Origin of the sequence: Pseudomonas rhizophila, from assembly GCF_003033885.1 — a bacterium.
Lineage (GTDB): Bacteria > Pseudomonadota > Gammaproteobacteria > Pseudomonadales > Pseudomonadaceae > Aquipseudomonas > Aquipseudomonas rhizophila.
This window is the reverse complement of sequence record NZ_CP024081.1, coordinates 3,257,544-3,281,981: the sequence shown is the minus strand read 5'-3', so window position 1 is coordinate 3,281,981 and position 24,438 is coordinate 3,257,544. Positions and strand designations below refer to the sequence as shown.

Sequence of the window (24,438 nt, the reverse complement as noted above, 5' to 3'; positions counted from 1 at the left end):
GGCCGTAACTGACAACTTAATGATCCAAATGCGCAACGCCCCTTGGCAACACCCCATCGTGGGCCCTACCCTAGTCAGTGAATCCGCACACGGCCGCTGACTGTTCCCCATGCGCAAATTTCTGTACTTGCTGTTGTCACTGGCCTTGATTGCCGCCCTGATCACCTACGCACTGTGGACGGTGGATCGTCCGGCGGGTCATTACCTGTCAGACCTTCGCATCAACCTGGCGGTGAACCAGGGCACCCCTGCCGATCAAGGCAACTTGCTGGGCATCCAGCCCGAACTGTTCCCCACCGACTACCAGAGCCCCGAACGCCTGCACCGCAAACTGGCGGCCTATTTGCAAACCGCTCGTGACCTGGGCTTGCTCAATGACAAAACCGTGGTGGTCTTGCCCGAGCACATTGGCACCTGGTTGATGATCGCCGGGGAAAAAGACGAGTTGTATCAGGCCGCCACGTTGAAGGAAGCGATGAACTGGCTGGCGGTCAGCAACCCGCTGGCGTTCATCCAGGCGCTGGTCAGCGCAAAAGGTGACAACCGGCTGGACGATGCTTACCTGCGCATGAAAGCCGACACCATGGCCCGTGACTACCAGGCACTGTTCGGCGGACTCGCCAAGGAGTTCGGCGTGACTCTGGTGGCCGGCTCCATCGTGCTGCCCGAGCCAAGCGTCAGCGATGGCCAACTGAAAGTTGGCCGGGGCCCGTTGTACAACAGTAGCGTGGTGTTCGGCCGCGACGGTCGGCCGCTGGGCCAGCCACAGCGCCAACAGCACCCCATGTTCGAGCAACAGGGCGTGCTGGGGCCAGACCATCCGGACACAATCAGCGTCGTCGACACCCCTGCCGGTCGCCTGGGCGTGCTGATCGGCAGCGACAGTTGGTACCCGGTTCATTATCGGCAGTTGAATGAACAGGGGGCGCAATTGGTGGCAGTGCCTGCCTTTGTCAACGGTCGCCATACCTGGGAAAAACCCTGGGGTGGCTATAGGGGCCTGTCCACACCGAGCGAAGTCAGCCTCAAGCCTGGGGAAGTGAGTGAAGGCCAGGCCTGGCATCGCCTGACACTGACCAGCCAGCCGCCCAGCAGCCAGGCCAGGGGCGGCGTCAGTGTCTTCCTGCGAGGTCAGTTCTGGGACAACGGTAACGCCGGGCAGAGTTTCATCAGCCATGACGGCGAGCATTTTCCCGACGGTGAAGCTCGTGGCGCCCGTCTGCTGAACCTGTGGCTGTAACACCATGAAACCGCAACCGATGCGACTGGGAGACTTGTCAGTCAGCTTCGTCCATAGCCTGGCCGACGCGGTTGCCAGCCATGGCCACGACCCCCAGCCTTTGCTTGAACAATACGGTCTGGATGCGGCACGCCTGGCCGAGCCCGGTGCTCGTCTGTCGATCCCGCGCTACATGCGCCTGGGGCACGCCGCCATCCAACAGACCCAGGACCCTGCCTTGGGTTTGCGCATGGGCCAACTTAGCCGCTTGAGCCAGGCCGGGCTGGCAGGCGTGACGGCGGCCCAGGCACCGACGGTGCGCGAAGCCGCGCGGTGCATGATCCGCTTCGAGCCGCTGTACGGCTCCAACTATCGCGGTCAGTCGAGTTTTCATGAAGATGCCCGAGGCGCGTGGCTGCGGTTCTATTCCATCAGCCCCTATAACGCCTACAACCGCTTCGTCGTGGATTCGATCATCGCCGGCTGGCTGGCGCAGCTGTCCTGCGTGAGTGCTGTCGCGTTGAGGGCTGAACGGGTGGAAATCGAGTTCGAAGCACCGGCATACCTGGAGGCCTATCGCGCGCTCGGTGACTGCCCGATCCAGTTCGGTGCCGAACATAATCAGCTACGCCTGGGACTCGACAGTCTCGCCCAACGCAACCCCCAACATTGCCCCGGCACCTGGCGACACCTGGTTCAGTTGTGTGAACGGGAGCTGGAGCAATTGACGCGCACCCGCAGCCTGCGCGAGCGCATCATCCAACTGCTGGGGCCCTTGCTCAACGGCGGTCGGGAACCCGACCTGGAAGAAGTGGCGGCGCGTCTGAAGCTGCCGACCTGGACACTGCGTCGCAAACTGGCCGAAGAAGGCACGCAATTTCGCGCAATCCTCAACGACACTCGCCGCGACCTGGCCATGACCTACATTCGCGACACTGAACTGGCGTTCGGTGAAATCGCGTACCTGCTGGGGTTCGCCTCAGCGGAAGCCTTTCAACGCGCCTTCAAGCGCTGGAACAACCAGACTCCGGGCGAGTTTCGGCGCAGTCGTAGAAGCAGTTAAGCTGCAAACCTGCCGCTGATAACGTGCCGTTTTTAGCGGATTTACAGCTCTGTCGCATCCTCGGCGGGTTCCAGGGGATCAAGCTCATACGCCTGATATTCCAGCAGCTCTTCCTGATAATCATCCATCTTGAATCCTTCCCATAACGTAACGTTGAAACCGATGCCTGATGGCGCTGGAATCAGCATAAAGCCGCTTTATGAACAAAACATGAAGCAAAAGCTTCATGAATTAAACGTAGCACAGCGCTGGGAAATTACTGCGTGCAGGTGTGGCAAGGGATTTCCACCCTTGCCACTGAGCATCAAGAGGCGGGAAGCGGCTGGATCGGCTCGGAGGGGGCCGGCAAGGCGCTGGAGGGTGGCGGTGTAATGGCTTGCGTCGACGACTCAGGCTCTGATAGTTGAGGCTCGCTGGGTGCGATGGGCGCGGGCTCTGCCGGCGGCGCGACCGGCTCCGAACTGGCCGGAGAAGTCTCGGCAGGCGCGGGCGTGGCCTCCTCCACCGGCGCGACTGGCGCTGGTGCCGGTTCGGGAGCCGATTCGGGAGCCGGCTCCGGCTCTGGAGCAAGAGCAGGTACAGGAATCGGTGCCGGCTCTGGTGCAGGAACAGGCATCGGTGTCGGCTCCGGAGTAGAAACCGGTGACAACGCCGCCGGCTCGACCTGGGGTTCCGGAACGCCAAGCTCAGCCTTGGGTTTTTCGGTTTCTTCCACGGGTTTCTTCGCCTCGGGAGGCAGGAACAACTCCACGAGGGCAAAGAAACGCTCATAGAACTTCGCCGACGACACGGTTTCGCTGGCGACCTTGACCATCGAATCATCGGACGAGCCGATCGGCATCGACACCGATCCCAGCACCCCCACGCCCAAGCTGGCGGAGTTGTTGGTTTTTTTCAGCGCATAACGGTCCTGCAAGGCGTTGGCAAACATGGTCGCACGGTGTCCGGGACCACTGTCTTGCGCACAGACCAGATTGAAGCTGATCTCCATATGGGTTTCGCCGGTCTGCTGAAAACTCTTGTGACCGCTGACCAGCTTCGGATCGCTACTGGTAATGATGTAGCCCTGGCTGAGCAATGCCCGGCGCCCGGCTTCGCAGGTCGCCGCATCATTCACTGAATAGGAACGCGAGAACGTACCGGAGTCATCGAAGTTTTCATGCTCGTAGATAGCGGTTTTCTTCGACGAGCAACCGGCTGCAGCGGCCAGCACCAGTGCCAGCCCGACGGTGCGCATAGGGAATGATTTGAACATTGAACATCCTGAGGAAAACGATCCGGGGCGTATTGTGCAACAGAACGCTGCCAGGCCGCGTGGCTAATCTTGTCTCAAACGGGTTACAAGTCTACTGGGGGTTATTTGCGGGAAAAAGACGCGAATTCGGTGGAGCGACGAAGATACTGCCCGATGCAACAAGCAGACACAAAAAACCCGGCCTTTCGGCCGGGTCGTTGTGGGGCAAACCATCAGAGCACTTAGAAGCGCTCGATGTCCGCCTCACTCTCCAACTGCTTGCGATAGGCAGCGAAGTCCTGCTGGCCGACACGAGAAGCGAGATAACGGCGGTATTGCGCCTTCTCCTCATCGCTCGGTGCCGCCGCTTCGTTCACGCCGTTCAAACGCACGATGACCAGACTGCCATCGGGCAACGTCACACTGCTGAACGTCGGCTTGTCTTTCGATTCGGGTTTAGGCATCCGGAACAATGCCTGCAACACCGCCGGATCAATCCCTTCCTGGCTTCGAGTCGCCGCCTCGATGACCTTCCATTTCTGACCGTCGACAGGTTGATCCAGGGCCGTCTTGCCATCGCGCAAACCGGCAATCAACTCCTCGGCCCGGGTCTTGGCCGCGGCACTGGCATGTTCCTTCGCCAGTTGAGCGCGAATGGCCCCGTCCACGCTTTCCAGTGGCATTTGCTCGGGCTTGCGGTGCTCCTTGGCACGCAGCACCACCACGGTTTCCGGGTCCAGCTCGATGGCGGTGCTGTTTGCACCCTCATCCAGTACCTCCGGGCTGAACGCGGCGGTCACCACGGCGCGGTTGGCCGCGATCCCCTCCCCACCCTCACGGCCGAACGGCGCCGAAGTGTGGACGGTCAATTTCAGGTCCTGAGCCGGCTGTGCCAGGTCGGAGGCTTCGAAAGAGGCATCCTCCAGTTGCTTGGTCGCCTCCACGAAACGCTGCTCAACCTGCTGGGTTTTCAGCTCGCGAACAAGCTTGTCCTTGAGGCTGGCAAACGTTGGCACTTCAGGCGCTTCGACTCCCAACAACTTGATCAGGTGAAAACCGAAATCGGTACGCACCGGTGCCGATACCTGATCCTTGCTCAACGCATACAGAGCCTTTTCGAACTCCGGATCGTAGACACCCGGACCGGCATAACCGAGATCGCCGCCGCTGTTCGCCGAACCTGGGTCCTGGGAGAACTCCTTGGCCAACGCCTCAAACGATTCGCCTTTGGCCAAACGAGCCTGAATCTCTTCGATCTTCGCCTTGGCCTGGGCTTCGGTGACCTTGTCGTTCACTTCGATCAGGATGTGCGCAGCACGACGCTGTTCGGACAGGTTCGCGATTTCTTTCTGATAGGCCGCTTGCAGGTCTTCATCCTTGACGCTGACCTGATCGAAGAAAGAAGCCTTCTTCAGCTCAAGGTAGTCGATGACCACCTGGTCGGGCGTCATGAATTCCTTGGCATGCTTATCGTAGTAAGCCTTGACCTCATCATCGGTCAGTTTGACCGTCGACGAGTCGGCCTGGATATTCAAGGTGGCGAAATCCCGGGTCTGTTTTTCCAGACGGGCGAAGGCCAACACCTGGGCGTCGGTGACAAAACCACTCCCCGCCAGACCTGCGCGCAACTGGCCGATCAGCATCTCCTGAGCCAGCATCTGACGAAATTGCATGCGGCTGTAACCCAGCTGGCGGATCACCTGATCGAAACGCTCGGCGCTGAATTTGCCATCGACCTGAAACTCAGGCGTTTGCAGGATCACTTGATCCAGCGCGGCTTCGGAGAAAGCGAATTTCGAATCTTGCGCGCCTTGCAGCAACAGCTTGCGATCGATCAGGCCTTTGAGCGCTGAGTCGCGCAGCATTTTTTCGTCCAGCAACGAAGCGTCGAAATCCTTGCCCAGCTGTTGCATGAGCTGGCGGCGTTGCATGTCGACCGCCTGGCTCAGCTCGTTCTGGCTGATCTCTTCGCCGTTGACCTTGGCTGCGTCATTACTGTTGGTGGTAGCTTGAAAAATGGCATCGAAACCGGTCAACGCCATCAATACGACGATGACCCCGATGATGGTTTTGGCAATCCAGCCTTGTGAATTGTCCCTGATATTCTGCAGCATGCGTCCCCCAGAAACGGTTGAACTTCAAATTTAGGCAACCGTGGAGCGTGGGTAGAATCCGGATAGAAGAAAGGCGCATCCGAGGATGCGCCTTCTCGTAACTGGCGGAGCGGACCGGACTCAAACCCGCGAGTCCTGGCGTGACACACCGGCTACAAACCGGCTGTATGACCGCTCCGCTGCCAAGCCAGGCATGACCCCGACCCGGATAAACTCGGTGAAACCTTAGTCGTTAACAGCTTCTTTCAATGCCTTGCCAGCTTTGAAACCAGGCTTTTTGGCAGCAGGGATTTCCAGCGTTTGGCCGGTCTGCGGGTTGCGGCCGGTACGCGCTGGGCGATCAGTCACGGAGAAGGTGCCGAAACCAACCAGAACTACGGAGTCGCCGGCCTTGAGAGCGCCAGTGACGGATTCGATTACAGCGTCCAGCGCACGGCCAGCAGCAGCTTTCGGGATATCAGCGGATGCAGCGATAGCATCAATCAGTTCCGACTTGTTCACTCTAAGTCCCCTTATATCTATTTGAGATGATTCTAAGTTTTTTTGGTGAAAGCAAAAACGAGTGCTGAATGGCCTACAGACACTTAAGAGCCGCTTTATAACAAGGGCTCTAAAAAACTGTCAAGGAAGCCCCCCAGGCAAATGCGTATTAATGCGTGCTAATTCTTTCCTTAGAGTCAGACTCTCGCTTGTCATCCTTCGCGACTATCTCCGGAGCCACATCCGGCAAGGGCTCCGGCGCGTATTGCAGCGCAATTTGCAGGACCTCGTCAATCCATTTAACCGGTTTGATCTGAAGATCCTGCTTAATGTTGTCAGGAATCTCCTTCAAATCGCGGACATTCTCCTCGGGAATGATCACGATCTTGATCCCGCCACGGTGAGCCGCCAGCAGTTTTTCCTTCAGACCGCCGATGGCCAATACCTGGCCACGCAGGGTGATTTCACCCGTCATAGCGACGTCGGCGCGCACAGGAATGCCGGTCAGCGCGGATACCAGGGCCGTGCACATGCCTACGCCGGCGCTCGGGCCGTCCTTGGGCGTAGCCCCTTCAGGCATGTGGATATGGGTGTCGCGCTTCTCGTGGAAGTCCAGGGGGATGCCCAGGCTCCGGGCGCGGCTGCGCACGACCGTCAGCGCCGCGGTGATCGACTCGACCATCACATCGCCCAGCGAACCGGTCTTGATCAGTTGCCCCTTGCCCGGTACCACGGCCGCTTCGATAGTCAGTAACTCGCCACCGACCTGAGTCCACGCAAGGCCAGTCACCTGACCAATCTGATCCTGCTGTTCGGCGAGGCCGTAGCGGAACTTGCGAACACCCAGGAAGTGCTCCAGCAGGTCCGAAGTAACCTTGACCGCGAAGCGTTTTTCCAGCGCATGCTCTTTGACCGCCTTGCGGCAGACCTTGGCAATTTGCCGCTCCAGACCACGCACACCCGCCTCGCGAGTGTAGTAGCGGATAATGTCGCGAATCGCTTCCTCGTCAAATTCCAGCTCGCCTTTTTTCAGGCCGTTGGCCTGGATCTGCTTGGGCGAAAGGTATTTGACGGCGATGTTGATCTTCTCGTCTTCGGTGTAGCCCGGCAGACGGATCACCTCCATCCGGTCCAGCAGTGCTGGCGGAATGTTCATGGAGTTGGAGGTGCAGAGGAACATCACGTCCGACAGGTCGTAGTCGACCTCCAGATAGTGATCGTTGAAATTGTGATTCTGCTCCGGATCGAGCACTTCGAGCAGCGCAGAAGCGGGATCGCCGCGCATATCGCTGCCCATCTTGTCGATTTCATCCAAAAGAAACAGCGGATTGCGCACGCCAACCTTAGTCATCTTTTGAATCAATCTTCCTGGCATCGACCCGATATAAGTGCGGCGATGCCCCCGAATTTCCGCTTCATCGCGCACGCCACCGAGGGCCATGCGCACGAATTTACGATTGGTAGCGTGGGCAATCGACTCTGCCAGCGATGTTTTACCGACCCCGGGAGGCCCCACCAGGCACAGTACCGGCCCGCGAATTTTCTTCACGCGTTTTTGCACGGCGAGGTATTCGAGGATACGTTCCTTGACCTCTTCCAGACCGTAATGGTCGGCATCGAGAATATCTTCGGCGCGGGCCAGGTCCAGACGGACCTTGCTTTGCGCCTTCCAAGGCACCTGAACCAGCCAGTCGATATAGGAGCGCACCACAGTGGCTTCGGCAGACATAGGCGACATTTGCTTGAGCTTGTTCAGCTCGGCCTGGGCCTTGGCAAGTGCATCCTTGGGCAGGCCCGCAGCATCGATGCGCTTTTTCAGCTCTTCGATTTCGTTGTGCCCTTCGTCACCATCGCCAAGTTCCTTCTGAATGGCCTTCATCTGCTCATTCAGGTAGTACTCGCGCTGGCTACGCTCCATCTGTTTCTTGACGCGACCACGAATGCGCTTCTCGACCTGCAGTAGGTCGATTTCGCCATCCAGCAGTGCCAGCACGTGTTCGACACGGGCAGACAAATCGATGATTTCGAGAATTTCCTGCTTCTGCTCGATCTTGAGGGCCATGTGGGCCGCCATCGTATCGACCAGCCGCCCAGGTTCGTCGATGCTGTTAAGCGACGACAGGACCTCAGCAGGCACCTTCTTGCCCAACTGCACGTATTGTTCGAACTGCGACAGAAGACTGCGGACAAACACCTCAGACTCACGCTCGGGCGCGTCCACTTCGTCGATCAGCGACACTTCGGCCCGGCAATGGCCGTCCACTTCGCTGAAACGCTCGACCGTGCCACGCTGCTCACCTTCGACCAGGACCTTGACGGTGCCGTCGGGCAGCTTGAGCAGCTGCAGAACTGTTGCAATTGTGCCTACGCGATAAAGTGCGTCTTCGCCGGGATCATCGTCAGCAGGATTTCTCTGCGCCAACAGAAGAATCTGCTTGTCACCCGTCATCGCAGCCTCGAGGGCTTCGATAGACTTCTCGCGCCCCACGAACAGCGGGATAACCATGTGCGGATAAACCACGACATCACGCAATGGCAGGAGAGGCAATTCGATGGTTGTCTTCATGATTTCGCCTCTACGGCGGCCACAAGGCCGGAAACAGATGGAAGTAAGCTTGAAACCAAGATGGGGGCAGCCTTGAAAAAAAACAAGCGCAAAGACACGTCTAAAACGCGCAAAAAGCAAAGGGGCCCGAAGGCCCCTTCTTTATTCCGGCACCGGGACGCTTAAGCGTCCGGCGCGGCCTTGGCAGCCGGCTCTTTGTTTTCGTAGATATACAAAGGCTTGGACTTACCTTCTATAACGCTTTCATCGATCACGACTTTACTCACCTCAGACTGCGAGGGGATCTCATACATCGTGTCGAGCAATACGCCTTCCAGAATCGAGCGCAACCCACGGGCACCGGTTTTACGCTCCAGGGCTCGTTTGGCAACCGATTTCAGCGCGTCGGAACGGAACTCCAGGTCTACACCTTCCATTTCGAACAGCTTGGCATATTGCTTGGTCAGGGCATTCTTCGGCTCGGTCAGAATCTGCATCAGTGCAGCTTCATCCAACTCGTCCAGTGTCGCCAGGACCGGCAAGCGACCCACGAATTCCGGGATCAGACCGAACTTGACCAAATCATCAGGTTCGACTTCACGCAGGGATTCACCGACCTTCTTACCCTCTTCCTTACTGCGCACTTCGGCGTTGAAACCAATGCCGCCACGGGTGGAACGGTTTTGAATAACCTTTTCCAGGCCGGAGAACGCGCCACCGCAGATGAACAGAATGTTACGCGTGTCGACCTGCAGGAACTCCTGCTGCGGATGCTTGCGACCACCCTGAGGCGGAACGGAAGCCACGGTACCTTCGATCAGCTTGAGCAAGGCCTGCTGCACGCCCTCGCCGGAAACATCCCGGGTGATGGACGGGTTGTCGGACTTGCGGGAAATCTTGTCGATTTCGTCGATGTAGACGATACCCATCTGGGCCTTTTCCACATCGTAATCGCACTTCTGCAGCAGTTTCTGAATGATGTTCTCGACATCCTCACCCACATAACCCGCCTCGGTAAGGGTGGTTGCGTCGGCGATGGTGAACGGAACGTTCAGCAAACGGGCCAGGGTTTCGGCAAGCAGGGTTTTACCCGAGCCTGTCGGGCCGATCAGCAGGATGTTGCTCTTGCCGAGCTCGACCTCGTCATTCTTTTTGTCACGTTGGTTCAGGCGCTTGTAGTGGTTGTACACCGCTACGGCCAGTACCTTTTTCGCGCGCTCCTGACCAATGACATATTGATCAAGGATGCCGCTGATTTCTTTAGGCGAAGGCAACTTATGCGCGCTGCTTTCGGCCTGGGCTTCCTGCACCTCCTCGCGGATGATGTCATTGCACAGGTCGACGCACTCGTCGCAAATGAAGACCGAGGGGCCGGCAATCAATTTGCGTACTTCATGCTGGCTTTTGCCACAGAAGGAGCAATAAAGCAGTTTGCCGTTGTCCTCGCCGTTGCGGGTGTCAGTCATTCGATCGATCCAAATCCGATAGGCTTGCAACACAAGATGAAGGCAATTGCGGGCTTTTTCAAGCCCGCAGGCGGCCGGTCATCCCAACCACCTGCATTTTGAGCGGCTTAGGCAGGCATTTGACGCTTGTTGATCACGGAGTCGATCAGGCCATATTCGGCCGCACGCTCAGCGCTCATGAAGTTGTCACGCTCGGTGTCACGCTCAATGGTTTCGAGGCTTTGGCCGGTGTGATGGGCCAGCAGCGAGTTCAGGCGCGAACGAATGTGGAGGATTTCCTTGGCATGGATGTCGATATCCGACGCCTGCCCCTGGAAACCACCCAACGGCTGGTGAATCATCATGCGCGAATTAGGCAGGCAGTGACGCTTGCCCGCTGCGCCACCGGCGAGCAGGAATGCGCCCATGCTGCAGGCCTGGCCGATGCAGATGGTGGAAACGTCAGGCTTGATGAACTGCATGGTGTCGTAGATCGACATGCCTGCTGTCACCGAGCCACCAGGTGAGTTGATGTACAGATGGATATCCTTGTCCGGGTTTTCCGCTTCAAGGAACAGCAGTTGCGCCGCAACCAGGTTGGCCATGTAGTCTTCAACGGGGCCGATCAGGAAGATGACGCGTTCCTTGAGCAGACGCGAGTAGATGTCATAGGCACGTTCGCCACGGGCAGACTGCTCGATAACCATCGGGACCAGGCCGCCTGCGGCTTGGATGTCAGAGCTCTGCTGATAAAAAGAATTGCGGGACATGTCTCGCAGTCACTCCCAAATAGTTATGTCTTGAATACGCATAAGCCAGCGCGAAGGCTGGCTTATGGGTGTGTATTTCTTACCGCAGAACGATCAATCGGCTTGTGGAGCTTCCACCGGCTTGACCGCTTCTTCGTAAGAGACCGCTTTATCGGTCACGCTAGCTTTCTGCAGAACAGTATCCACAACTTGTTCTTCCAGCACAACCGAACGGACTTCGTTCAGTTGCTGGTCGTTCTTGTAGTACCAGGACACGACTTGCTCAGGCTCCTGATAGGCCGAAGCCATTTCCTGGATCAGCTCGCGAACGCGGGCTTCGTCAGGCTTGAGTTCGAACTGCTTGACCACTTCAGCAACGATCAGGCCCAGCACAACGCGGCGCTTGGCTTGCTCTTCGAACAGCTCAGCGGGCAGTTGATCCGGCTTGATGTTGCCGCCGAACTGTTGAACAGCCTGTACACGCAGACGGTTCACTTCGTTGTCCAGCAGAGCCTTTGGCACTTCGATCGGGTTGGAGGCCAGCAGACCGTCCATGACCTGGTTCTTGACCTTGGACTTGATGGCCTGACGCAGCTCACGCTCCATGTTCTTGCGAACTTCGGCGCGGAAACCTTCCAGACCGGTTTCCTTGATGCCGAACTGGGCGAAGAACTCTTCGTTCAGCTCTGGCAGTTTCGGCTCGGAAACGCTGTTGACGGTCACGGTGAACTCGGCGGATTTACCAGCCAGGTCCAGGTTCTGATAATCCTCAGGGAAGGTCAGGTTCAGAACGCGCTCTTCACCGGCCTTGGCGCCAACCAGGCCATCTTCGAAGCCAGGGATCATGCGGCCAGAGCCCAGCACCAGCTGAGTAGCCTTGGCGGAACCACCGGCGAACACTTCACCGTCGACCTTGCCGACGAAATCGATGTTCAGTTGATCTTCGTTCTGGGCAGCACGATCGGCCACTTCGAAACGGGTGTTCTGCTTGCGCAGGATGTCCAGCATCTTGTCCAGGTCGGCATCCGAAACATCGGCGCTCAGACGCTCGACGGAGATGGACTCGAAACCGGCAACCGTGAACTCAGGGAACACTTCGAACGTGGCGATGAACTCCAGGTCCTTGCCCTTTTCCAGCACTTTAGGCTCGACGGACGGAGCACCGGCCGGGTTCAGCTTCTGCTCGACGACCGCTTCGTAGAACGAAGACTGGATCACATCGCCCACGGCTTCCTGACGTGCGTCAGCTTCATAACGCTGACGGATCACGCTCATTGGCACTTTGCCTGGGCGGAAACCTGGGATTTTGGCCTTTTGGGCAGTCTGCTGCAGACGCTTGTTGACCTGAGTCTCGATGCGCTCAGCCGGCACGGTGATGCTCATGCGGCGCTCAAGAGCAGAAGTATTTTCAACAGAAACTTGCATGGATATTCCTCGTTGCACAGACGTTGGCCGGGCGTTTCCGACCCCAGAATCAAGGGCATGCATTCTAGTAGGTCAAACTCAAGAAGTCACCCTACTGAAAAAGGGCTGGAAACAGGCGCCGAATTTAGGAGCGGACATACGGTCATGCCTCACCCGGATTGCAAATACAGTCGATCACTGCAAGGCTCTGGGTCAATGCTTCTATATATAGGAGCAGCAAACCCGCGCGCCCGGCATCCGGTCTCGCGAGGAGACCAACGGGCATGCCGCGCATCATCAGGAAACACAATCGTGACGACCCGGGCACCCCGCACAACCCTGAACCAGGATCGGCGACAAAAAACCATGAATACAAAAACGGCGCAGCCCTCTTCAGGTACTGCGCCGTTCTCTGCTATTTAAATAGCGACTTGTATGGTGCGGACGGAGAGACTCGAACTCTCACACCTTGCGGCGCTGGAACCTAAATCCAGTGTGTCTACCAATTCCACCACATCCGCGTATCAAGCTTTTAAAGCAAAGGCGCCAGACTGTTAATCTGGCGCCTTTCTAGAATATGGGGTGGACGATGGGGATCGAACCCACGACAACGGGAGTCACAATCCCGTGCTCTACCAACTGAGCTACGCCCACCATATTGCCTTGTTGCCTTGTTGCCTTACTTGTGCCAAAGCTGCCTAATTGGCGCACCCGGCAGGACTCGAACCTGCGACCATCCGCTTAGAAGGCGGATGCTCTATCCAGCTGAGCTACGGGCGCCTTTTTAATCTGTATTCTTGGACGATTACAAACTAAGTGCTTTCAGTGTTACCGAGTTAAAACAACCAACTCTGCTCCACCTTCTTAACCAGTGCTAGGCTGTGCCCGACAAGTGCGACGAATGTTATAGACGGCCTGATAGGTCGTCAACTCTTTTTTAAAAAAAATTCATTTAATTAAAGGGGTTAGGGGAATTTGCAGACCAAGCGCCTTTGCCCTCACGCCTCGGCATGCGAGAATGCGTTCTCTTTTTTTCCCCTCTCGATGGTTAACCACGCGCAATGACTGCACAACTTATCGACGGCAAATCGATCGCCGCCAGCCTGCGCCAGCAGATCGCCCAACGAGTCACCGAACGTCGCCAGCAAGGCCTGCGCACGCCCGGCCTTGCGGTGATCCTGGTCGGCAGCGATCCTGCCTCTCAGGTTTATGTCTCGCACAAGCGTAAAGACTGTGAAGAGGTCGGCTTCCTTTCCCAGGCCTACGACCTGCCTTCCGAAACCACTCAGCAAGCATTGGCTGATCTGATTGATCGCCTGAACGACGACCCGAACATCGACGGCGTTCTGCTCCAACTGCCCCTGCCTGAACACCTCGACGCCTCCAAACTGCTGGAGCGCATCCGCCCGGACAAAGATGTCGACGGCTTCCATCCTTATAATGTCGGTCGCCTGGCCCAGCGTATCCCGCTGCTGCGCCCCTGCACCCCCAAAGGCATCATGACGTTGCTGGAAAGCACCGGCGTGGACCTGTACGGTCTCGATGCCGTGGTGGTTGGCGCGTCCAACATCGTTGGCCGTCCGATGGCCATGGAGTTGCTGCTGGCCGGCTGCACCGTCACCGTAACCCATCGCTTTACCAAGGACCTGGCTGGACACGTCGGCCGCGCCGACCTGGTGGTCGTTGCCGCTGGCAAGCCTGGCCTGGTGAAGGGCGAGTGGATCAAGGAAGGCGCCATCGTCATCGACGTGGGCATCAACCGCCAGGACGATGGCAAGCTGGTCGGCGACGTGATCTACGAAACCGCCCTGCCCCGTGCAGGCTGGATCACTCCAGTCCCTGGCGGCGTAGGTCCGATGACCCGTGCCTGTCTGCTGGAAAACACCTTGTATGCGGCGGAAACGCTGCATAGCTGATACGCCTTTTCAGCGCAGTTCCAATCCCTGTGGGAGCGAGCCTGCTCGCGATAGCTTTGTCTCAGCCTTCATCCATGCTGACTGACACACAGCTATCGCAAGCAGGCTCGCTCCCACAGGAGTTTTTGCGCCCTTCATTAAACTTTATTTAATCGCAAGCCCCGGCGGTACAGGCATATGGCGCTGTCGTCGCCCATACTCATAAAATGCAGCGCTTTTTTAACAAGCCATTGCTGCACGGCACCTTCAACTCTATCGAGTCTACTCGCGTGAAAATCCGTCTTTCTATCCTCAGCCTGTTCTTCGCTTTCACAGGTACCTTTATCACGCAGAATGTCGAGGCGCAGGAAACCATCGCCACCCCGCGAGACACCTCAAAACTGCAAGTCGCCTCGGGCAGCGCGATACTGCTGGACTTGCAGACGAATAAAGTCGTTTATGCCAGCAATCCCGACGTAGTGGTGCCCATCGCTTCGGTGACCAAATTGATGACCGGACTGATCGTGCTGGATGCCAAGCAGGATCTGAATGAATACATCTCCATGACCATCGCCAATACACCGGAGATGAAGGGAGTATTTTCCCGGGTCAAGCTCAACAGCGAACTGTCACGCCGGGACGTGTTGCTGATTGCCCTGATGTCGTCGGAGAACCGCGCCGCCGCCAGCCTCGCCCACCACTACCCGGGCGGGTACGCAGCGTTCATCGCGGCCATGAACGCCAAGGCAAAGGCGCTGGGCATGAGCAGCACCCACTATGTCGAGCCCACAGGCCTGTCGATTCACAACGTATCCACCGCCCGGGACCTGACCAAACTGCTGATCGCGGCACGCAAATATCCATTGCTGAGCGAACTGAGTACCACCAAGGAAAAGACCGTAACCTTCCGCAAACCGGTTTATAGCCTGGGCTTTCGCAATACCGACCACTTGGTCCATAAGGCTGGCTGGGACATCCAGCTGACCAAGACCGGCTTCACCAATCAGGCCGGCCACTGCCTGGTACTGGTGACGAAAATGAGCAATCGACCGATGGCCCTGGTGGTGCTGGATGCGTTTGGGAAATACACCCACTTCGCCGATGCCAGCCGGATCCGTAGCTGGGTGGAAACCGGCAAAAGCGCCAGCGTCCCTGCCGCGGCCCTTCAATACAAGGCGGCTAAGAACCTCAAGAGCCGCCAAACCGGTGTAGTCGAAGCGTCGAATTAATTAACCAGGCAAACAAAGCCCCGACTCATCGGGGCTTTGTTTTATTCAAGGTTTTAGATCACCCAACGGGTCATACGCTCTGGAACCGGGCTCCTCCTGCTCATCCTCTTCGTCCAGAGGCGCCTTGGCGGGGCCTATCGGATCGACTTGAGGATCGCCGAGATCCGGCGAGTCGGGATCAAACCCCAAATCATCGCCAGAAGAATGTTCGGAAGAATGTGGCCCCGTAGGTGTTTTCGACTGTGCCATGCTTTTCTCCTCGCAAGCATGGGCCGGATATTCCGGCCCTGAGGTTAGGAGCCTCTGGCATGGCGGGTGGTGCCCGACAAGTGACGAACGGGGGTGAGATCAGTGTGCGCCGCTCAGGGCTTGAGTCGCCCGGGCCGCTGCCTGCTCCTGCCCTGCCCCGGCCAGTTCGCCCGCAGCTTTCAGCCAGCGCTGAGAGTCTACCTTGGCCGGGAGCTGCGTAGGTCGCTGGACCAATACCGCCCAGCCTCCAGCATCCTTGAGAGCCGACTCAAACCCACTGAAGCTCATCAGCAGCCGCCGGTTCATCCCTGATCGCAGCAAGACCGTCTGCTTTTGGCGGTCATAACCGACGAGAATGCCGTACCTGGGCCCAGACCAGAAAGCCGACCCCTCCGTATAGCGCACCAACACGGGATAACCTGCCGCGACTTGCTCCAACAGTGCCGGCAGTTCGCTGTCGAGGGGGTACACCACCAGCCCATACTCTCGCGCCAGGGTCTGCAGGTTCTGCTGCAAATGAGCCTCGCCTTCCGGCAGATGCAGAGGCTTCTCCAGCAGCCCCGGGGTGATTACCGTGCCTTGCAGCGTCAAGAGGCTGGCCAGCGACTGGGGGCCACCCTGGTACATCTCACCGCGAAAAAACGGCACGCTGTTGAGTTCCACCCGCTCGGGCAGGCGCTGAATCTGCGGCGACACACTGCCTGCGCAACCCGCCAGGGCCGCCAGGCAGGCCGTCACCAGTACCAGTGATCGAAAAGAGGAAATTACCGGAAACATTAGGACTCTCTTGTTAAGGCACCCGACATCGGGCCAGGCAAGGGCCGTCGATCATAAGGTGCAGACAGACGTGGGTATAGCCTTAAACAGCAGTCCCATCGCGGCGATAGAACGAAGCGGTCCGTTTGTCATCAATACCGATCGATTCCCTGCAACACTTTAGCGACTAGACTGTCCATTGTAACGAGTGCGTCGCCCTGAACTTGGGCAGAAGGAGGCACAGATGAGCCTGACCACAACAATCCTGATGCTGATATTCGGCTGGTTAAGCGTCGCCACAGCCATGCTGTGGGGCGTTTTGCGCATTGCACGCCGCCATCATCCTGCGCCACGACCAGCGCGGGCGGAAAAAGCACCAAAACCGGCCAGGCGCCACGCCGCCGCACACTGACCGGCCCGCCGCCCTTCAAAAATCCAAAAAAAAAGCCGCCCGGGCATGGACCCGGGCGGCTTTTGAGTGCCTGTAATCAGGCTTTGTCAGCCAACGCCCTTTGCTGACGACGACGCGACATCATGTTCAACACCTCGATCGCTGCCGAGAACGCCATGGCTGCGTAGATATAGCCCTTGGGCACATGAGCACCAAAGCCTTCGGCGATCAACGTCATGCCGATCATGATCAGGAAGCCCAGCGCCAACATGACCACTGTCGGGTTGTCGTTGATGAACTTGGCCAGCGGCTCGGCCGCCAGCAACATCACCAACACCGAGATCACGACGGCGATGATCATGATCGGCAGATGCTCGGTCATGCCCACGGCGGTAATGATGCTGTCGATGGAAAATACCAGGTCCAGCATCAGGATCTGACCGATCGCAGCGGCAAATCCGAGGGTCACGCCGGAGGTGGCGGATTTCGGATCATTCGGTGCCGGGTCCATGCTGTGGTGGATCTCGGTGGTGGCTTTCCACAGCAGGAACAGGCCGCCGGCGATCAGGATCATGTCCTTCCAGGAGAATGCCTGACCGAGGATTTCGATAACCGGCTCAGTCAACTGCACGATGAAAGCAATGGTACTCAACAAGCCCAGGCGCAGGATCAGCGCCATGCCAATGCCGATACGCCGCGCCTTGGCGCGGTGCTGTTCGGGCAGTTTATTGGTCAGGATCGAAATGAAGATCAGGTTATCGATGCCAAGCACGATTTCCATGACGACCAGAGTCGCCAGCGCGATCCATGCAGTGGGGCTGGCAGCGAGTTGTAAAAGATAATCCATGGGTCAGTCCTGACTCGATATGACGGGGTTAAATGGTTTGGGTGGAGGTTTCGGATTCTTCAGCCTCATCCGCCGGCTTCTTCTTGGGGCTGATCAACCCGCCAGTGGCCTCGCTGATCGCCTGTTCCGCAGCCTTATGGGTGTCATCGATTGCCTGCTTGGCCGTTTCCGCGGCTTGCCCCATCAACTGCTGGGCACTTTTTTCGGCCTGTTCGCAGCCAACGAGGGCGATTGAAGACACTGCCAACAAGGCCGCCAAACCCAGGGTTTTGTACGTCATGGATAAATGCCTCTCAGGGTTAAACAGAGCACCAAAGGTGGCTCACCGATGGCCCGGCATTCTAGAGAGGTGAATACTTCAGGAAAATTCGTATTTTCAGCGGTTATACTTCGGCTTTTACGAATCGGCGTGCCTTATGCTCAATTACCGACAGCTGCATTACTTCTGGGTGGTGGCCAAAACCGGCAGCATCGTGCGGGCCTGCGAGCAACTGAACCTGACACCACAAACCATCAGCGGGCAGATTTCGCTGCTTGAGCAAACCTTTAACATCAAGTTGTTTCGCCGCGTCGGGAGACAGTTGGAACTGACCGAGGCTGGCCGCCAGACGCTGCCCTATGCCGAACACATGTTCCAGTTGGGTGGCGAACTGGAGCTTATGCTCCGGGCCCAACCCAATGAGCAGCAGACGCTGTTCCGGGTCGGGGTGGCGGACGTGGTGCCCAAGTCCATTGTCTATCGGCTGCTGGCGCCGACCATGGAGCTGAGTGAGCCGCTGCGCATCACCTGCCGCGAAGACAAACTCGAGCGGCTGTTGGCGGACCTGGCGATCCAGCGCCTGGACCTGGTGATTTCCGACAGCCCGATGCCGACCCACCTGGACATCAAGGGTTATAGCCAGAAGTTGGGAGAGTGCGGGATCAGCTTCTTTGCCACCGCTGCGCTGGCCGAGCGCTATGGGCAGGATTTCCCCCGCAGCCTGCATGACGCCCCGCTGCTGATTCCAGGTGCCGAAACCGTGGTACGCAGCCGCTTGCAACGCTGGTTCGCCGAGCAACAGATCCAGCCGCGCATCGTCGGCGAATTCGACGACAGCGCGCTGATGCAGGCCTTCGGGCAATCAGGCAGCGGAATTTTCATCGGCCCGAGCGTGATCGCCGAAGAAGTTCAGCGTCAGTACGGCGTGCAGGTGATCGGCCAGACCGATGCGGTCAGCGAGTCGTTCTATGCCATTTCCGTAGAGCGCAAGGTCAGCCATCCGGGCATCGTCGCCATCGCCGAAGGGGCCCGACGCGAGCTGTTCAGCGCTTAGGACTGCGCGCAGGCGGCACGGGGCTTGAAGGTCATCAGCAATAACGCCAGCAGGATCGATATGAGGATGAACCCGGACGCGGCAAAACCAACGCTGCCCAGGCCCAGGGTATCGATGACGCGCCCACCGACCATCGCCCCCAAGCCAATTCCCAGATTGGCCCCGGCGATGTTCAGCGATGCGGCAAAGGCTGGAGCCTCAGGCGCGGCCTTCATCAGTCGTACATGACTGACCAGGAACAGGGCCGCCTGGGTCACTCCCCAGATGCCCATCGCTGCCGCCAGCCCGACGGTCGAATGAATGCTCGGCACCAGCGCCACCATGCCGCCGATCAGGAACAGACAAAACACCATCGAGGCGATCAAAGGGTGTCGGTCCACCGCGCGGCCGCCCAGAGAGTTACCCACCAGCCCCACGGCCCCGAAGCCCATCAGGCACCAGCCCACCAGTGTGCCGTCGAACCCGGCCAGGCGCTCGAGGATATCGGCCAGGTAGGTGTACGCGGTGAACATGCCGCTGAACACCAGGATCGACAGCAGCACATGGCCCTGCATCAACGGGCTGCGCAATATCTTGAGTTGCGAGCGCAAACTGACCTGGTGCTGATGCAGATTGGTTTTGGGCAGGTAGACAAACAGCAGCAAGGCCTTGGCGAACGCAACGAACGCCAGGATGGCAAAGGCGCTGCGCCAGCCGAACGCATCAGAAATCAGCGTGCCTACCGGAATACCGAACACCGTGGCACAGACAATGCCGAACCCGATCCGGGCGATGGCCCGCCCGGCAAACTGCGGCCCGACAATGTCCACTGCCGTTTCGCTGGCCAATGCCCAGAACACCGGTAGCCCCAAGGCTGGGATCAATCGGGCGACGGCCATTACACCGATATTGGGGGCCAGCGCCGCCAGTGTGTTGGCCAGACCAAACATCACCAACACGCTGATAAACAGCTTGCGCCGCTCAAAGCGGGCGAACCAGGCGGTCAGGAACGGCCCGAATGCCGCCACGGTAAATGCAAACAGCGTGACCAGCAGCCCGGCCTGGGCAATCGTGACTTGCAGGTCGCGGGCGATGGATGGCAACAGGCCGACGATAATGAATTCGGTGGTCAGCACTGTAAAACCAGCCGCCGACAACAGAAAAACAGACAACATGCAGAACTCCAGCAAAACAACGACACCAGCGTCAGCCCAAAAGGGTCGCTGGCAGAGTAGAAAGGGGATTGGCCCAAAGCCTAACAGAATGCGCCCCTCAGACAAACGCGTGTGAACGCCCAAGCGACGGATCGTCACAGGTCCGTCAGGTTTTTCCGCGGGCTGTGATAAAGTCCGCGGCCTGCAAACGCTGTACTTTCTTTTCGGTCCCGCTCACGTGGCCTGCCCGTCTGTTGCCCTGAGGGGTCGACCGTTGCACACAAAAAAAATCAGAGATGCCGTTATGACTGCTTTGTCTCCTTCCGTTCTACACCGCCTCAAACGCACCGGCCTGGTGACGCAAATCGTCATCGGTCTGATCGCCGGCATCATCCTGGCGTGGCTGGCACCGGACCTTGCCAAGTCCACCGCTTTCATCGGTAAGGTCTTTGTGTCAGCGCTCAAGGCCGTGGCACCGATCCTGGTGTTCGTGCTGGTCATGGCGTCGATCGCCAACCACAAGCACGGTCAGGAAACCCATATCCGGCCCATTCTCTTCCTGTACCTGCTCGGCACTTTCGCCGCCGCAGTGGTCGCGGTGGTTGCCAGTACCCTGTTTCCGTCCAGCCTTGTCCTGGTGTCCCATGACGTCGCCGTCACCGCCCCCGGCGGCATCGGCGAAGTACTGCAGAGTTTGATGCTCAGCGTGGTGGACAATCCGGTCAGCGCCCTGATGAATGCCAACTTCATCGGCATTCTGGCCTGGGCCATCGGGATGGGCATTGCCATTCGCCATGCTGGCGAAACCACCCGTACCGTGCTCGGGGATCTGTCCAACGGCGTGACCGTGATCGTGCGCGTGGTCATCTGCTTCGCCCCGCTGGGGATCTTCGGCCTGGTGGCCTCGACCCTGGCAACCTCAGGCTTCAGCGCGTTGCTGGGCTACCTTCACCTGTTGACCGTGCTGATTGGCTGCATGCTGTTCGTGGCGCTGGTGATGAACCCGCTCATCGTGTTCTGGAAGCTGCGTCGCAACCCGTACCCACTGGTCTTTACCTGCCTGCGCGAGAGCGGCATTACCGCATTCTTCACCCGCAGTTCGGCGGCGAATATCCCAGTGAACCTGGAACTGAGCAAACGCCTGGGCCTGCACGAAGACACCTATTCGGTATCGATCCCGCTGGGCGCGACCATCAACATGGCCGGCGCCGCCATTACCATCACCGTACTGACCCTGGCGGCGGTGCATACCCTGGGTATCGTGGTCGACGTGCCGACCGCCGTGTTGCTGAGCGTCGTCGCGGCCATTTGTGCCTGCGGCGCGTCCGGCGTGGCCGGTGGTTCGCTGTTGCTGATTCCCCTGGCATGCAGCCTGTTCGGCATTCCCAGCGACATCGCCATGCAGGTGGTCGCCGTGGGCTTCATTATCGGCGTCCTGCAGGATTCGGCGGAGACTGCGCTCAATTCCTCTACCGATGTGCTGTTCACCGCGGCGGCTTGCTTGGGTGAGGAAGAGAAGCGCGAACGCGTGGCCTGACAGCGGCGCTGGAGGTATGACCGTCATCGCGAGCAGGCTCGCTCCCACAGGGTTTGTGGCAGATACAAATCCAATGCGGGAGCGAGCCTGCTCGCGATAGCGATGGCACAGCCACCGTGTAAACAGACCGCCAGCATGAAAAAGCCCGGGACGGCCCACACCGTCCCGGGCTTTTTCATGCTGGCGGGTTTAGAACGCGCCCATGTAGTCGCGTTTGCCCACTTCCACGCCATTGTGGCGCAGCAGCGCATAGGTGGTGGTGACGTGGAAGAAGAACTGCGGCAGACCATAGCTCAGCAGGTAGGTCTGGCCGGTGAAGCGTTTTTCCTTCGGCGTGCCCGGACGGGTGACGATTTCGATGCCTTCCTTGCCGTCGATCTGCTCGGGGCTGATGCCGTCGATGAACGCCAATACCTTGGTGATCAAGGCTTGCAGTTCGGCAAAGGTGGTTTCGCTGTCGTCATATTTCGGCACTTCAAGCTCGGCCAGACGCGCGGACACGCCTTTGGCGAAGTCCACCGCGATCTGCACCTGGCGTACCAGGGGGAACATGTCAGGGTACAGGCGGGCTTGCAGGAACGCGTTCGGGTCGATGTTTTTCGCAGTGGCGTGGGCTTCAGCCTTGTTCAGGACATCACTCAGGGCGTTGAGCATCTGCTTGAAAACCGGGATGGAAGCGGCGTACAGGGAAATAGTCATGGCGATCTCATGCAGGTGGCAGGAAAGGACAAATCAAACGGGTGCGATTATAGCCACGCCTTGTTGCGCACCTTGTCTTTTATTGCGCAAGGATTAGGCTAGGCGGCTTCCACAGCATAGGGAACGCGCGATGAGTATCGAAGAACAAAGCCCGGCCGAAGAACCGCGGCTCAACAGCACGGAAATCCGCATTCTCGGCGCGCTGGTCGAAAAGCAGGCCACCAACCCCGAGACCTACCCGCTGACGCTCAACGCCCTGGTGCTGGCCTGCAACCAGAAGACCAGCCGTGAGCCGGTCATGAACCTCAATCCGGGCCAGGTCGGCCAGAGCCTGCGTGCGCTGGAAGGTCGCGGCTTTACCAAACTGGTGATGGGCAGCCGCGCCGACCGCTGGGAGCATCGGGTCGACAAGGCCCTGGAGCTGGTGCCGGCCCAAGTGATTCTGATGGGGTTGCTGTTCTTGCGCGGCCCGCAGACAGTCAATGAACTGCTGACCCGTAGCGGGCGGATGCACGATTTCGAAGACACCGAACAGGTGGTGCATCAGCTTGAACGGCTGATCGCCCGTGGTTTGGCGCTGTTGGTGCCGCGTCAGCCAGGCCAGCGGGAAGACCGTTACATGCACGCCATGGGCGACCCGGCGGATATCGAAGCGATCCTCGCCGCCCGCCAGCATCCCGTGGAGCGTGGTGCCGGCAGCGGCGTGTCGCTGGAGCGCATCGAAGAACTCGAAGCGCGGATCGCGGCGTTGGAAGAACGGCTGGCGCGACTGGAGTAATCAGGATCGAGCGAACGCCACGGCCTTCTTGAATTGTTCCGCGCTGGGCCGCACGCCGGTGTACAGGACAAACTGCTCCAGGGCCTGGATCGCAATCACTTCGAGCCCGGTGATGACCCGTTTGCCCTCAGCCTGGGCGCGCACGATCAGCGGCGTTTGCGACGGGATCGCCACCACATCGAACACCGTCTCGGCCGCTGCGATGGTCTCGGGCTCGAACGCCAGTTGATCGGCTTCCGGGCCACCGGTCATGCCGATCGGCGTGACGTTGATCAGCATCTGCGGCCGTCGCTGCCCCAGTTCAGCCTGCCACTCGTAACCCAGGGAGCCGGCCAAGGCTCGCCCGGCGGTTTCGTTGCGGGCCACGATCAAACCGTTTGAGTAACCACCGTCGCGCAAGGCGCTGGCCACGGCCTTGGCCATGCCGCCGCTACCGCGCAGAGCAAAGGTTGAATCCTTGGGCACCGCATGGGTTTGCAGCAATTGGGCGATCGCGATGTAGTCGGTGTTGTAGGCCTTTAAATGGCCATCGGTGTTGACGATGGTATTGATGGACTGGATCGCGGCGGCGGAAGGATCGAGTTCGTCGACCAGGGCGATGCAATCCTCCTTGAACGGCATCGACACCCCGCACCCGCGGATGCCCAAGGCGCGGATGCCGCCTACAGCACCGGGCAAGTCCTGGCTGCTGAATGCCTTGTAGTAAAAATTCAGCCCCAGTTGCTCATACAGGTGATTGTGAAAGCGCAGGCCGAAGTTCCCAGGGCGCGCCGATAGTGACATGCACAGTTGAGTGTCTTTGTTGGGGTTGATCTGCATGCGTGACTCCTTGCAGTAAAGAAACCGCTACAGACCTTACACAATATTTACCCAACGGCACGGCAAATTCTGAAAAAATCGCTGTCAGAGCAAGTATCCCCGCGACCCTCATTCGGGTCTGTTGCAGACCACAGGCGCCGGGGCCAAAACGAGGAATCGTTATGAACCGTCAACTCCCCATCATCGCCCTGCTCATGGGGGCACTCGCGGTCACCGGCCAGGCATCCGCCCATGGTCGAGGTGGTTGGGAGGGGCCCGCCGTGTTTGGCGCAATCGTTGGTTCGGCCATCGTCGGCTCAGCGATCATCAACCGTGATCGTCCGGTCTACGTGCAGCAACCGGTGTACGTCCAGCCACAACCGGTTTATGTGCAGCAGCCGCCACCGGTCTACTACCAACCACAGCCGGTCTACATCGAGCGCCCTGTCTACTATCGTCCGGCGCCGGTGTATTACGGGCCACCACGGGGCTATTACTACGGCCCACCGCGCGGTCATTACGGGCGCTGGTGATCAGTCTCTGAGGCAAAAAGAAAGGCC

General features: G+C 58.7%; 24 protein-coding genes and 3 tRNA genes. 9 read left to right on the top strand and 18 right to left on the bottom strand.

Going from position 1 to position 24,438, the window contains the following annotated elements:
• Positions 1-109 precede the first annotated feature (109 nt).
• Both CRX69_RS15295 and CRX69_RS15290 read left to right on the top strand, forming a co-directional pair.
• Complete coding sequence (locus tag CRX69_RS15295) at positions 110-1,240, top strand: carbon-nitrogen hydrolase family protein (protein ID WP_076383970.1); 1,131 nt, start codon at positions 110-112, stop codon at positions 1,238-1,240.
• A 4-nt stretch (positions 1,241-1,244) separates the two neighbouring features.
• Positions 1,245-2,282 carry an AraC family transcriptional regulator gene (locus CRX69_RS15290; protein ID WP_047228493.1) on the top strand — a complete coding sequence of 346 codons (1,038 nt, stop codon included), beginning with the start codon at positions 1,245-1,247 and terminating at the stop codon, positions 2,280-2,282.
• 41 nt (positions 2,283-2,323) lie between these two features.
• On the opposite strand, the gene CRX69_RS27695 is transcribed toward CRX69_RS15290, so the two are convergent.
• From CRX69_RS27695 to CRX69_RS15230, 11 genes are all read right to left on the bottom strand, one after another.
• The gene (locus CRX69_RS27695; protein ID WP_171061343.1) at positions 2,324-2,470 is read right to left on the bottom strand and encodes a hypothetical protein; all 147 of its coding nucleotides are present in this window, start codon (positions 2,468-2,470) and stop codon (positions 2,324-2,326) included.
• A gap of 116 nt (positions 2,471-2,586) precedes the next feature.
• A complete protein-coding gene (locus tag CRX69_RS15285) occupies positions 2,587-3,537 on the bottom strand; it encodes a DUF2242 domain-containing protein (protein ID WP_047228494.1) in 951 nt (316 codons plus the stop codon).
• Between the two features lie 221 nt (positions 3,538-3,758).
• The gene (locus CRX69_RS15280; protein ID WP_047228495.1) at positions 3,759-5,630 is read right to left on the bottom strand and encodes a SurA N-terminal domain-containing protein; all 1,872 of its coding nucleotides are present in this window, start codon (positions 5,628-5,630) and stop codon (positions 3,759-3,761) included.
• Between the two features lie 225 nt (positions 5,631-5,855).
• Entirely contained in the window at positions 5,856-6,131 is a 276-nt protein-coding gene (locus CRX69_RS15270) for an HU family DNA-binding protein (protein WP_047228496.1), read from the bottom strand.
• A 148-nt stretch (positions 6,132-6,279) separates the two neighbouring features.
• Positions 6,280-8,676, bottom strand: a complete 2,397-nt coding sequence (lon, locus tag CRX69_RS15265; RefSeq protein ID WP_047228497.1) for an endopeptidase La — start codon at positions 8,674-8,676, stop codon at positions 6,280-6,282.
• Between the two features lie 161 nt (positions 8,677-8,837).
• Positions 8,838-10,121, bottom strand: coding sequence for an ATP-dependent Clp protease ATP-binding subunit ClpX (clpX, locus tag CRX69_RS15260; RefSeq protein WP_047228498.1), 1,284 nt, complete (start codon positions 10,119-10,121; stop codon positions 8,838-8,840).
• 107 nt (positions 10,122-10,228) lie between these two features.
• Positions 10,229-10,870: an ATP-dependent Clp endopeptidase proteolytic subunit ClpP gene (gene clpP, locus CRX69_RS15255; RefSeq protein WP_003183177.1), complete on the bottom strand. Its 642-nt coding sequence runs from the start codon at positions 10,868-10,870 to the stop codon at positions 10,229-10,231.
• A gap of 93 nt (positions 10,871-10,963) precedes the next feature.
• Positions 10,964-12,274, bottom strand: coding sequence for a trigger factor (gene tig, locus CRX69_RS15250; RefSeq protein ID WP_047228499.1), 1,311 nt, complete (start codon positions 12,272-12,274; stop codon positions 10,964-10,966).
• Positions 12,275-12,689: 415 nt separating this feature from the next.
• Positions 12,690-12,774 (bottom strand) — tRNA-Leu (locus CRX69_RS15240).
• A gap of 57 nt (positions 12,775-12,831) precedes the next feature.
• Positions 12,832-12,907 (bottom strand) — tRNA-His (locus CRX69_RS15235).
• A 49-nt stretch (positions 12,908-12,956) separates the two neighbouring features.
• Positions 12,957-13,033, bottom strand: a tRNA-Arg gene (locus CRX69_RS15230).
• A gap of 281 nt (positions 13,034-13,314) precedes the next feature.
• Between CRX69_RS15230 and folD the strand changes: the two genes are divergently transcribed.
• Entirely contained in the window at positions 13,315-14,169 is an 855-nt protein-coding gene (gene folD / locus CRX69_RS15225) for a bifunctional methylenetetrahydrofolate dehydrogenase/methenyltetrahydrofolate cyclohydrolase FolD (protein WP_047228500.1), read from the top strand.
• A 269-nt stretch (positions 14,170-14,438) separates the two neighbouring features.
• Positions 14,439-15,377, top strand: coding sequence for a D-alanyl-D-alanine endopeptidase (gene pbpG / locus CRX69_RS15220; protein ID WP_076386598.1), 939 nt, complete (start codon positions 14,439-14,441; stop codon positions 15,375-15,377).
• A 45-nt stretch (positions 15,378-15,422) separates the two neighbouring features.
• On the opposite strand, the gene CRX69_RS15215 is transcribed toward pbpG, so the two are convergent.
• Positions 15,423-15,626, bottom strand: a complete 204-nt coding sequence (locus CRX69_RS15215; protein ID WP_076383965.1) for a DUF6021 family protein — start codon at positions 15,624-15,626, stop codon at positions 15,423-15,425.
• Between the two features lie 99 nt (positions 15,627-15,725).
• On the bottom strand, positions 15,726-16,403 hold the full coding sequence (locus tag CRX69_RS15210; protein ID WP_047228501.1) for a peptidase C39 family protein: 678 nt from the start codon (positions 16,401-16,403) through the stop codon (positions 15,726-15,728).
• A 223-nt stretch (positions 16,404-16,626) separates the two neighbouring features.
• Here CRX69_RS15210 and CRX69_RS27690 point away from each other — a divergent pair, with 223 nt between their 5' ends.
• Positions 16,627-16,794: a hypothetical protein gene (locus CRX69_RS27690; RefSeq protein ID WP_171061342.1), complete on the top strand. Its 168-nt coding sequence runs from the start codon at positions 16,627-16,629 to the stop codon at positions 16,792-16,794.
• 76 nt (positions 16,795-16,870) lie between these two features.
• Here CRX69_RS27690 and CRX69_RS15205 read toward each other — a convergent pair whose 3' ends face one another.
• Positions 16,871-17,620 carry a TerC family protein gene (locus tag CRX69_RS15205; protein WP_047228502.1) on the bottom strand — a complete coding sequence of 250 codons (750 nt, stop codon included), beginning with the start codon at positions 17,618-17,620 and terminating at the stop codon, positions 16,871-16,873.
• 28 nt (positions 17,621-17,648) lie between these two features.
• A complete protein-coding gene (locus CRX69_RS15200; RefSeq protein WP_107322275.1) occupies positions 17,649-17,900 on the bottom strand; it encodes a hypothetical protein in 252 nt (83 codons plus the stop codon).
• A 136-nt stretch (positions 17,901-18,036) separates the two neighbouring features.
• Here CRX69_RS15200 and nhaR point away from each other — a divergent pair, with 136 nt between their 5' ends.
• Positions 18,037-18,933, top strand: a complete 897-nt coding sequence (gene nhaR / locus CRX69_RS15195; RefSeq protein WP_107322274.1) for a transcriptional activator NhaR — start codon at positions 18,037-18,039, stop codon at positions 18,931-18,933.
• Here the strand turns inward: nhaR and CRX69_RS15190 are convergent.
• Entirely contained in the window at positions 18,930-20,087 is a 1,158-nt protein-coding gene (locus CRX69_RS15190) for an MFS transporter (protein WP_047228505.1), read from the bottom strand. The genes nhaR and CRX69_RS15190 overlap by 4 nt on opposite strands.
• Positions 20,088-20,370: 283 nt before the next feature.
• Here CRX69_RS15190 and sstT point away from each other — a divergent pair, with 283 nt between their 5' ends.
• Positions 20,371-21,603, top strand: coding sequence for a serine/threonine transporter SstT (sstT, locus tag CRX69_RS15185; RefSeq protein WP_047228506.1), 1,233 nt, complete (start codon positions 20,371-20,373; stop codon positions 21,601-21,603).
• Between the two features lie 189 nt (positions 21,604-21,792).
• Here sstT and CRX69_RS15180 read toward each other — a convergent pair whose 3' ends face one another.
• The gene (locus CRX69_RS15180; RefSeq protein ID WP_107322273.1) at positions 21,793-22,302 is read right to left on the bottom strand and encodes a DUF1993 domain-containing protein; all 510 of its coding nucleotides are present in this window, start codon (positions 22,300-22,302) and stop codon (positions 21,793-21,795) included.
• Positions 22,303-22,432: 130 nt separating this feature from the next.
• Between CRX69_RS15180 and CRX69_RS15175 the strand changes: the two genes are divergently transcribed.
• A complete protein-coding gene (locus tag CRX69_RS15175) occupies positions 22,433-23,080 on the top strand; it encodes a YceH family protein (protein ID WP_047228508.1) in 648 nt (215 codons plus the stop codon).
• Here CRX69_RS15175 and CRX69_RS15170 read toward each other — a convergent pair whose 3' ends face one another.
• Positions 23,081-23,899: a shikimate 5-dehydrogenase gene (locus CRX69_RS15170; protein WP_107322272.1), complete on the bottom strand. Its 819-nt coding sequence runs from the start codon at positions 23,897-23,899 to the stop codon at positions 23,081-23,083.
• Positions 23,900-24,060: 161 nt separating this feature from the next.
• On the opposite strand from CRX69_RS15170, the gene CRX69_RS15165 reads away from it, so the two are divergent.
• Positions 24,061-24,411 (top strand): hypothetical protein, encoded by a 351-nt coding sequence (locus CRX69_RS15165; protein WP_047228510.1) that lies wholly within the window; start codon positions 24,061-24,063, stop codon positions 24,409-24,411.
• The last annotated feature ends 27 nt before the right edge of the window (positions 24,412-24,438 follow it).

Excerpts from the sequence above, each read along its gene's own strand:
- CRX69_RS15295 (WP_076383970.1), top strand. The coding sequence starts at position 110 with ATGCGCAAATTTCTGTACTTGCTGTTGTCACTGGCCTTGATTGCCGCC.
- CRX69_RS15290 (WP_047228493.1), top strand. The coding sequence starts at position 1,245 with ATGAAACCGCAACCGATGCGACTGGGAGACTTGTCAGTCAGCTTCGTC.
- CRX69_RS27695 (WP_171061343.1), bottom strand. The coding sequence starts at position 2,470 with ATGCTGATTCCAGCGCCATCAGGCATCGGTTTCAACGTTACGTTATGG.
- CRX69_RS15285 (WP_047228494.1), bottom strand. The coding sequence starts at position 3,537 with ATGTTCAAATCATTCCCTATGCGCACCGTCGGGCTGGCACTGGTGCTG.
- CRX69_RS15280 (WP_047228495.1), bottom strand. The coding sequence starts at position 5,630 with ATGCTGCAGAATATCAGGGACAATTCACAAGGCTGGATTGCCAAAACC.
- lon (WP_047228497.1), bottom strand. The coding sequence starts at position 8,676 with ATGAAGACAACCATCGAATTGCCTCTCCTGCCATTGCGTGATGTCGTG.
- clpX (WP_047228498.1), bottom strand. The coding sequence starts at position 10,121 with ATGACTGACACCCGCAACGGCGAGGACAACGGCAAACTGCTTTATTGC.
- clpP (WP_003183177.1), bottom strand. The coding sequence starts at position 10,870 with ATGTCCCGCAATTCTTTTTATCAGCAGAGCTCTGACATCCAAGCCGCA.
- tig (WP_047228499.1), bottom strand. The coding sequence starts at position 12,274 with ATGCAAGTTTCTGTTGAAAATACTTCTGCTCTTGAGCGCCGCATGAGC.
- folD (WP_047228500.1), top strand. The coding sequence starts at position 13,315 with ATGACTGCACAACTTATCGACGGCAAATCGATCGCCGCCAGCCTGCGC.
- CRX69_RS15215 (WP_076383965.1), bottom strand. The coding sequence starts at position 15,626 with ATGGCACAGTCGAAAACACCTACGGGGCCACATTCTTCCGAACATTCT.
- CRX69_RS15210 (WP_047228501.1), bottom strand. The coding sequence starts at position 16,403 with ATGTTTCCGGTAATTTCCTCTTTTCGATCACTGGTACTGGTGACGGCC.
- CRX69_RS27690 (WP_171061342.1), top strand. The coding sequence starts at position 16,627 with ATGAGCCTGACCACAACAATCCTGATGCTGATATTCGGCTGGTTAAGC.
- CRX69_RS15205 (WP_047228502.1), bottom strand. The coding sequence starts at position 17,620 with ATGGATTATCTTTTACAACTCGCTGCCAGCCCCACTGCATGGATCGCG.
- CRX69_RS15200 (WP_107322275.1), bottom strand. The coding sequence starts at position 17,900 with ATGACGTACAAAACCCTGGGTTTGGCGGCCTTGTTGGCAGTGTCTTCA.
- nhaR (WP_107322274.1), top strand. The coding sequence starts at position 18,037 with ATGCTCAATTACCGACAGCTGCATTACTTCTGGGTGGTGGCCAAAACC.
- CRX69_RS15190 (WP_047228505.1), bottom strand. The coding sequence starts at position 20,087 with ATGTTGTCTGTTTTTCTGTTGTCGGCGGCTGGTTTTACAGTGCTGACC.
- sstT (WP_047228506.1), top strand. The coding sequence starts at position 20,371 with ATGACTGCTTTGTCTCCTTCCGTTCTACACCGCCTCAAACGCACCGGC.
- CRX69_RS15180 (WP_107322273.1), bottom strand. The coding sequence starts at position 22,302 with ATGACTATTTCCCTGTACGCCGCTTCCATCCCGGTTTTCAAGCAGATG.
- CRX69_RS15175 (WP_047228508.1), top strand. The coding sequence starts at position 22,433 with ATGAGTATCGAAGAACAAAGCCCGGCCGAAGAACCGCGGCTCAACAGC.
- CRX69_RS15170 (WP_107322272.1), bottom strand. The coding sequence starts at position 23,899 with ATGCAGATCAACCCCAACAAAGACACTCAACTGTGCATGTCACTATCG.
- CRX69_RS15165 (WP_047228510.1), top strand. The coding sequence starts at position 24,061 with ATGAACCGTCAACTCCCCATCATCGCCCTGCTCATGGGGGCACTCGCG.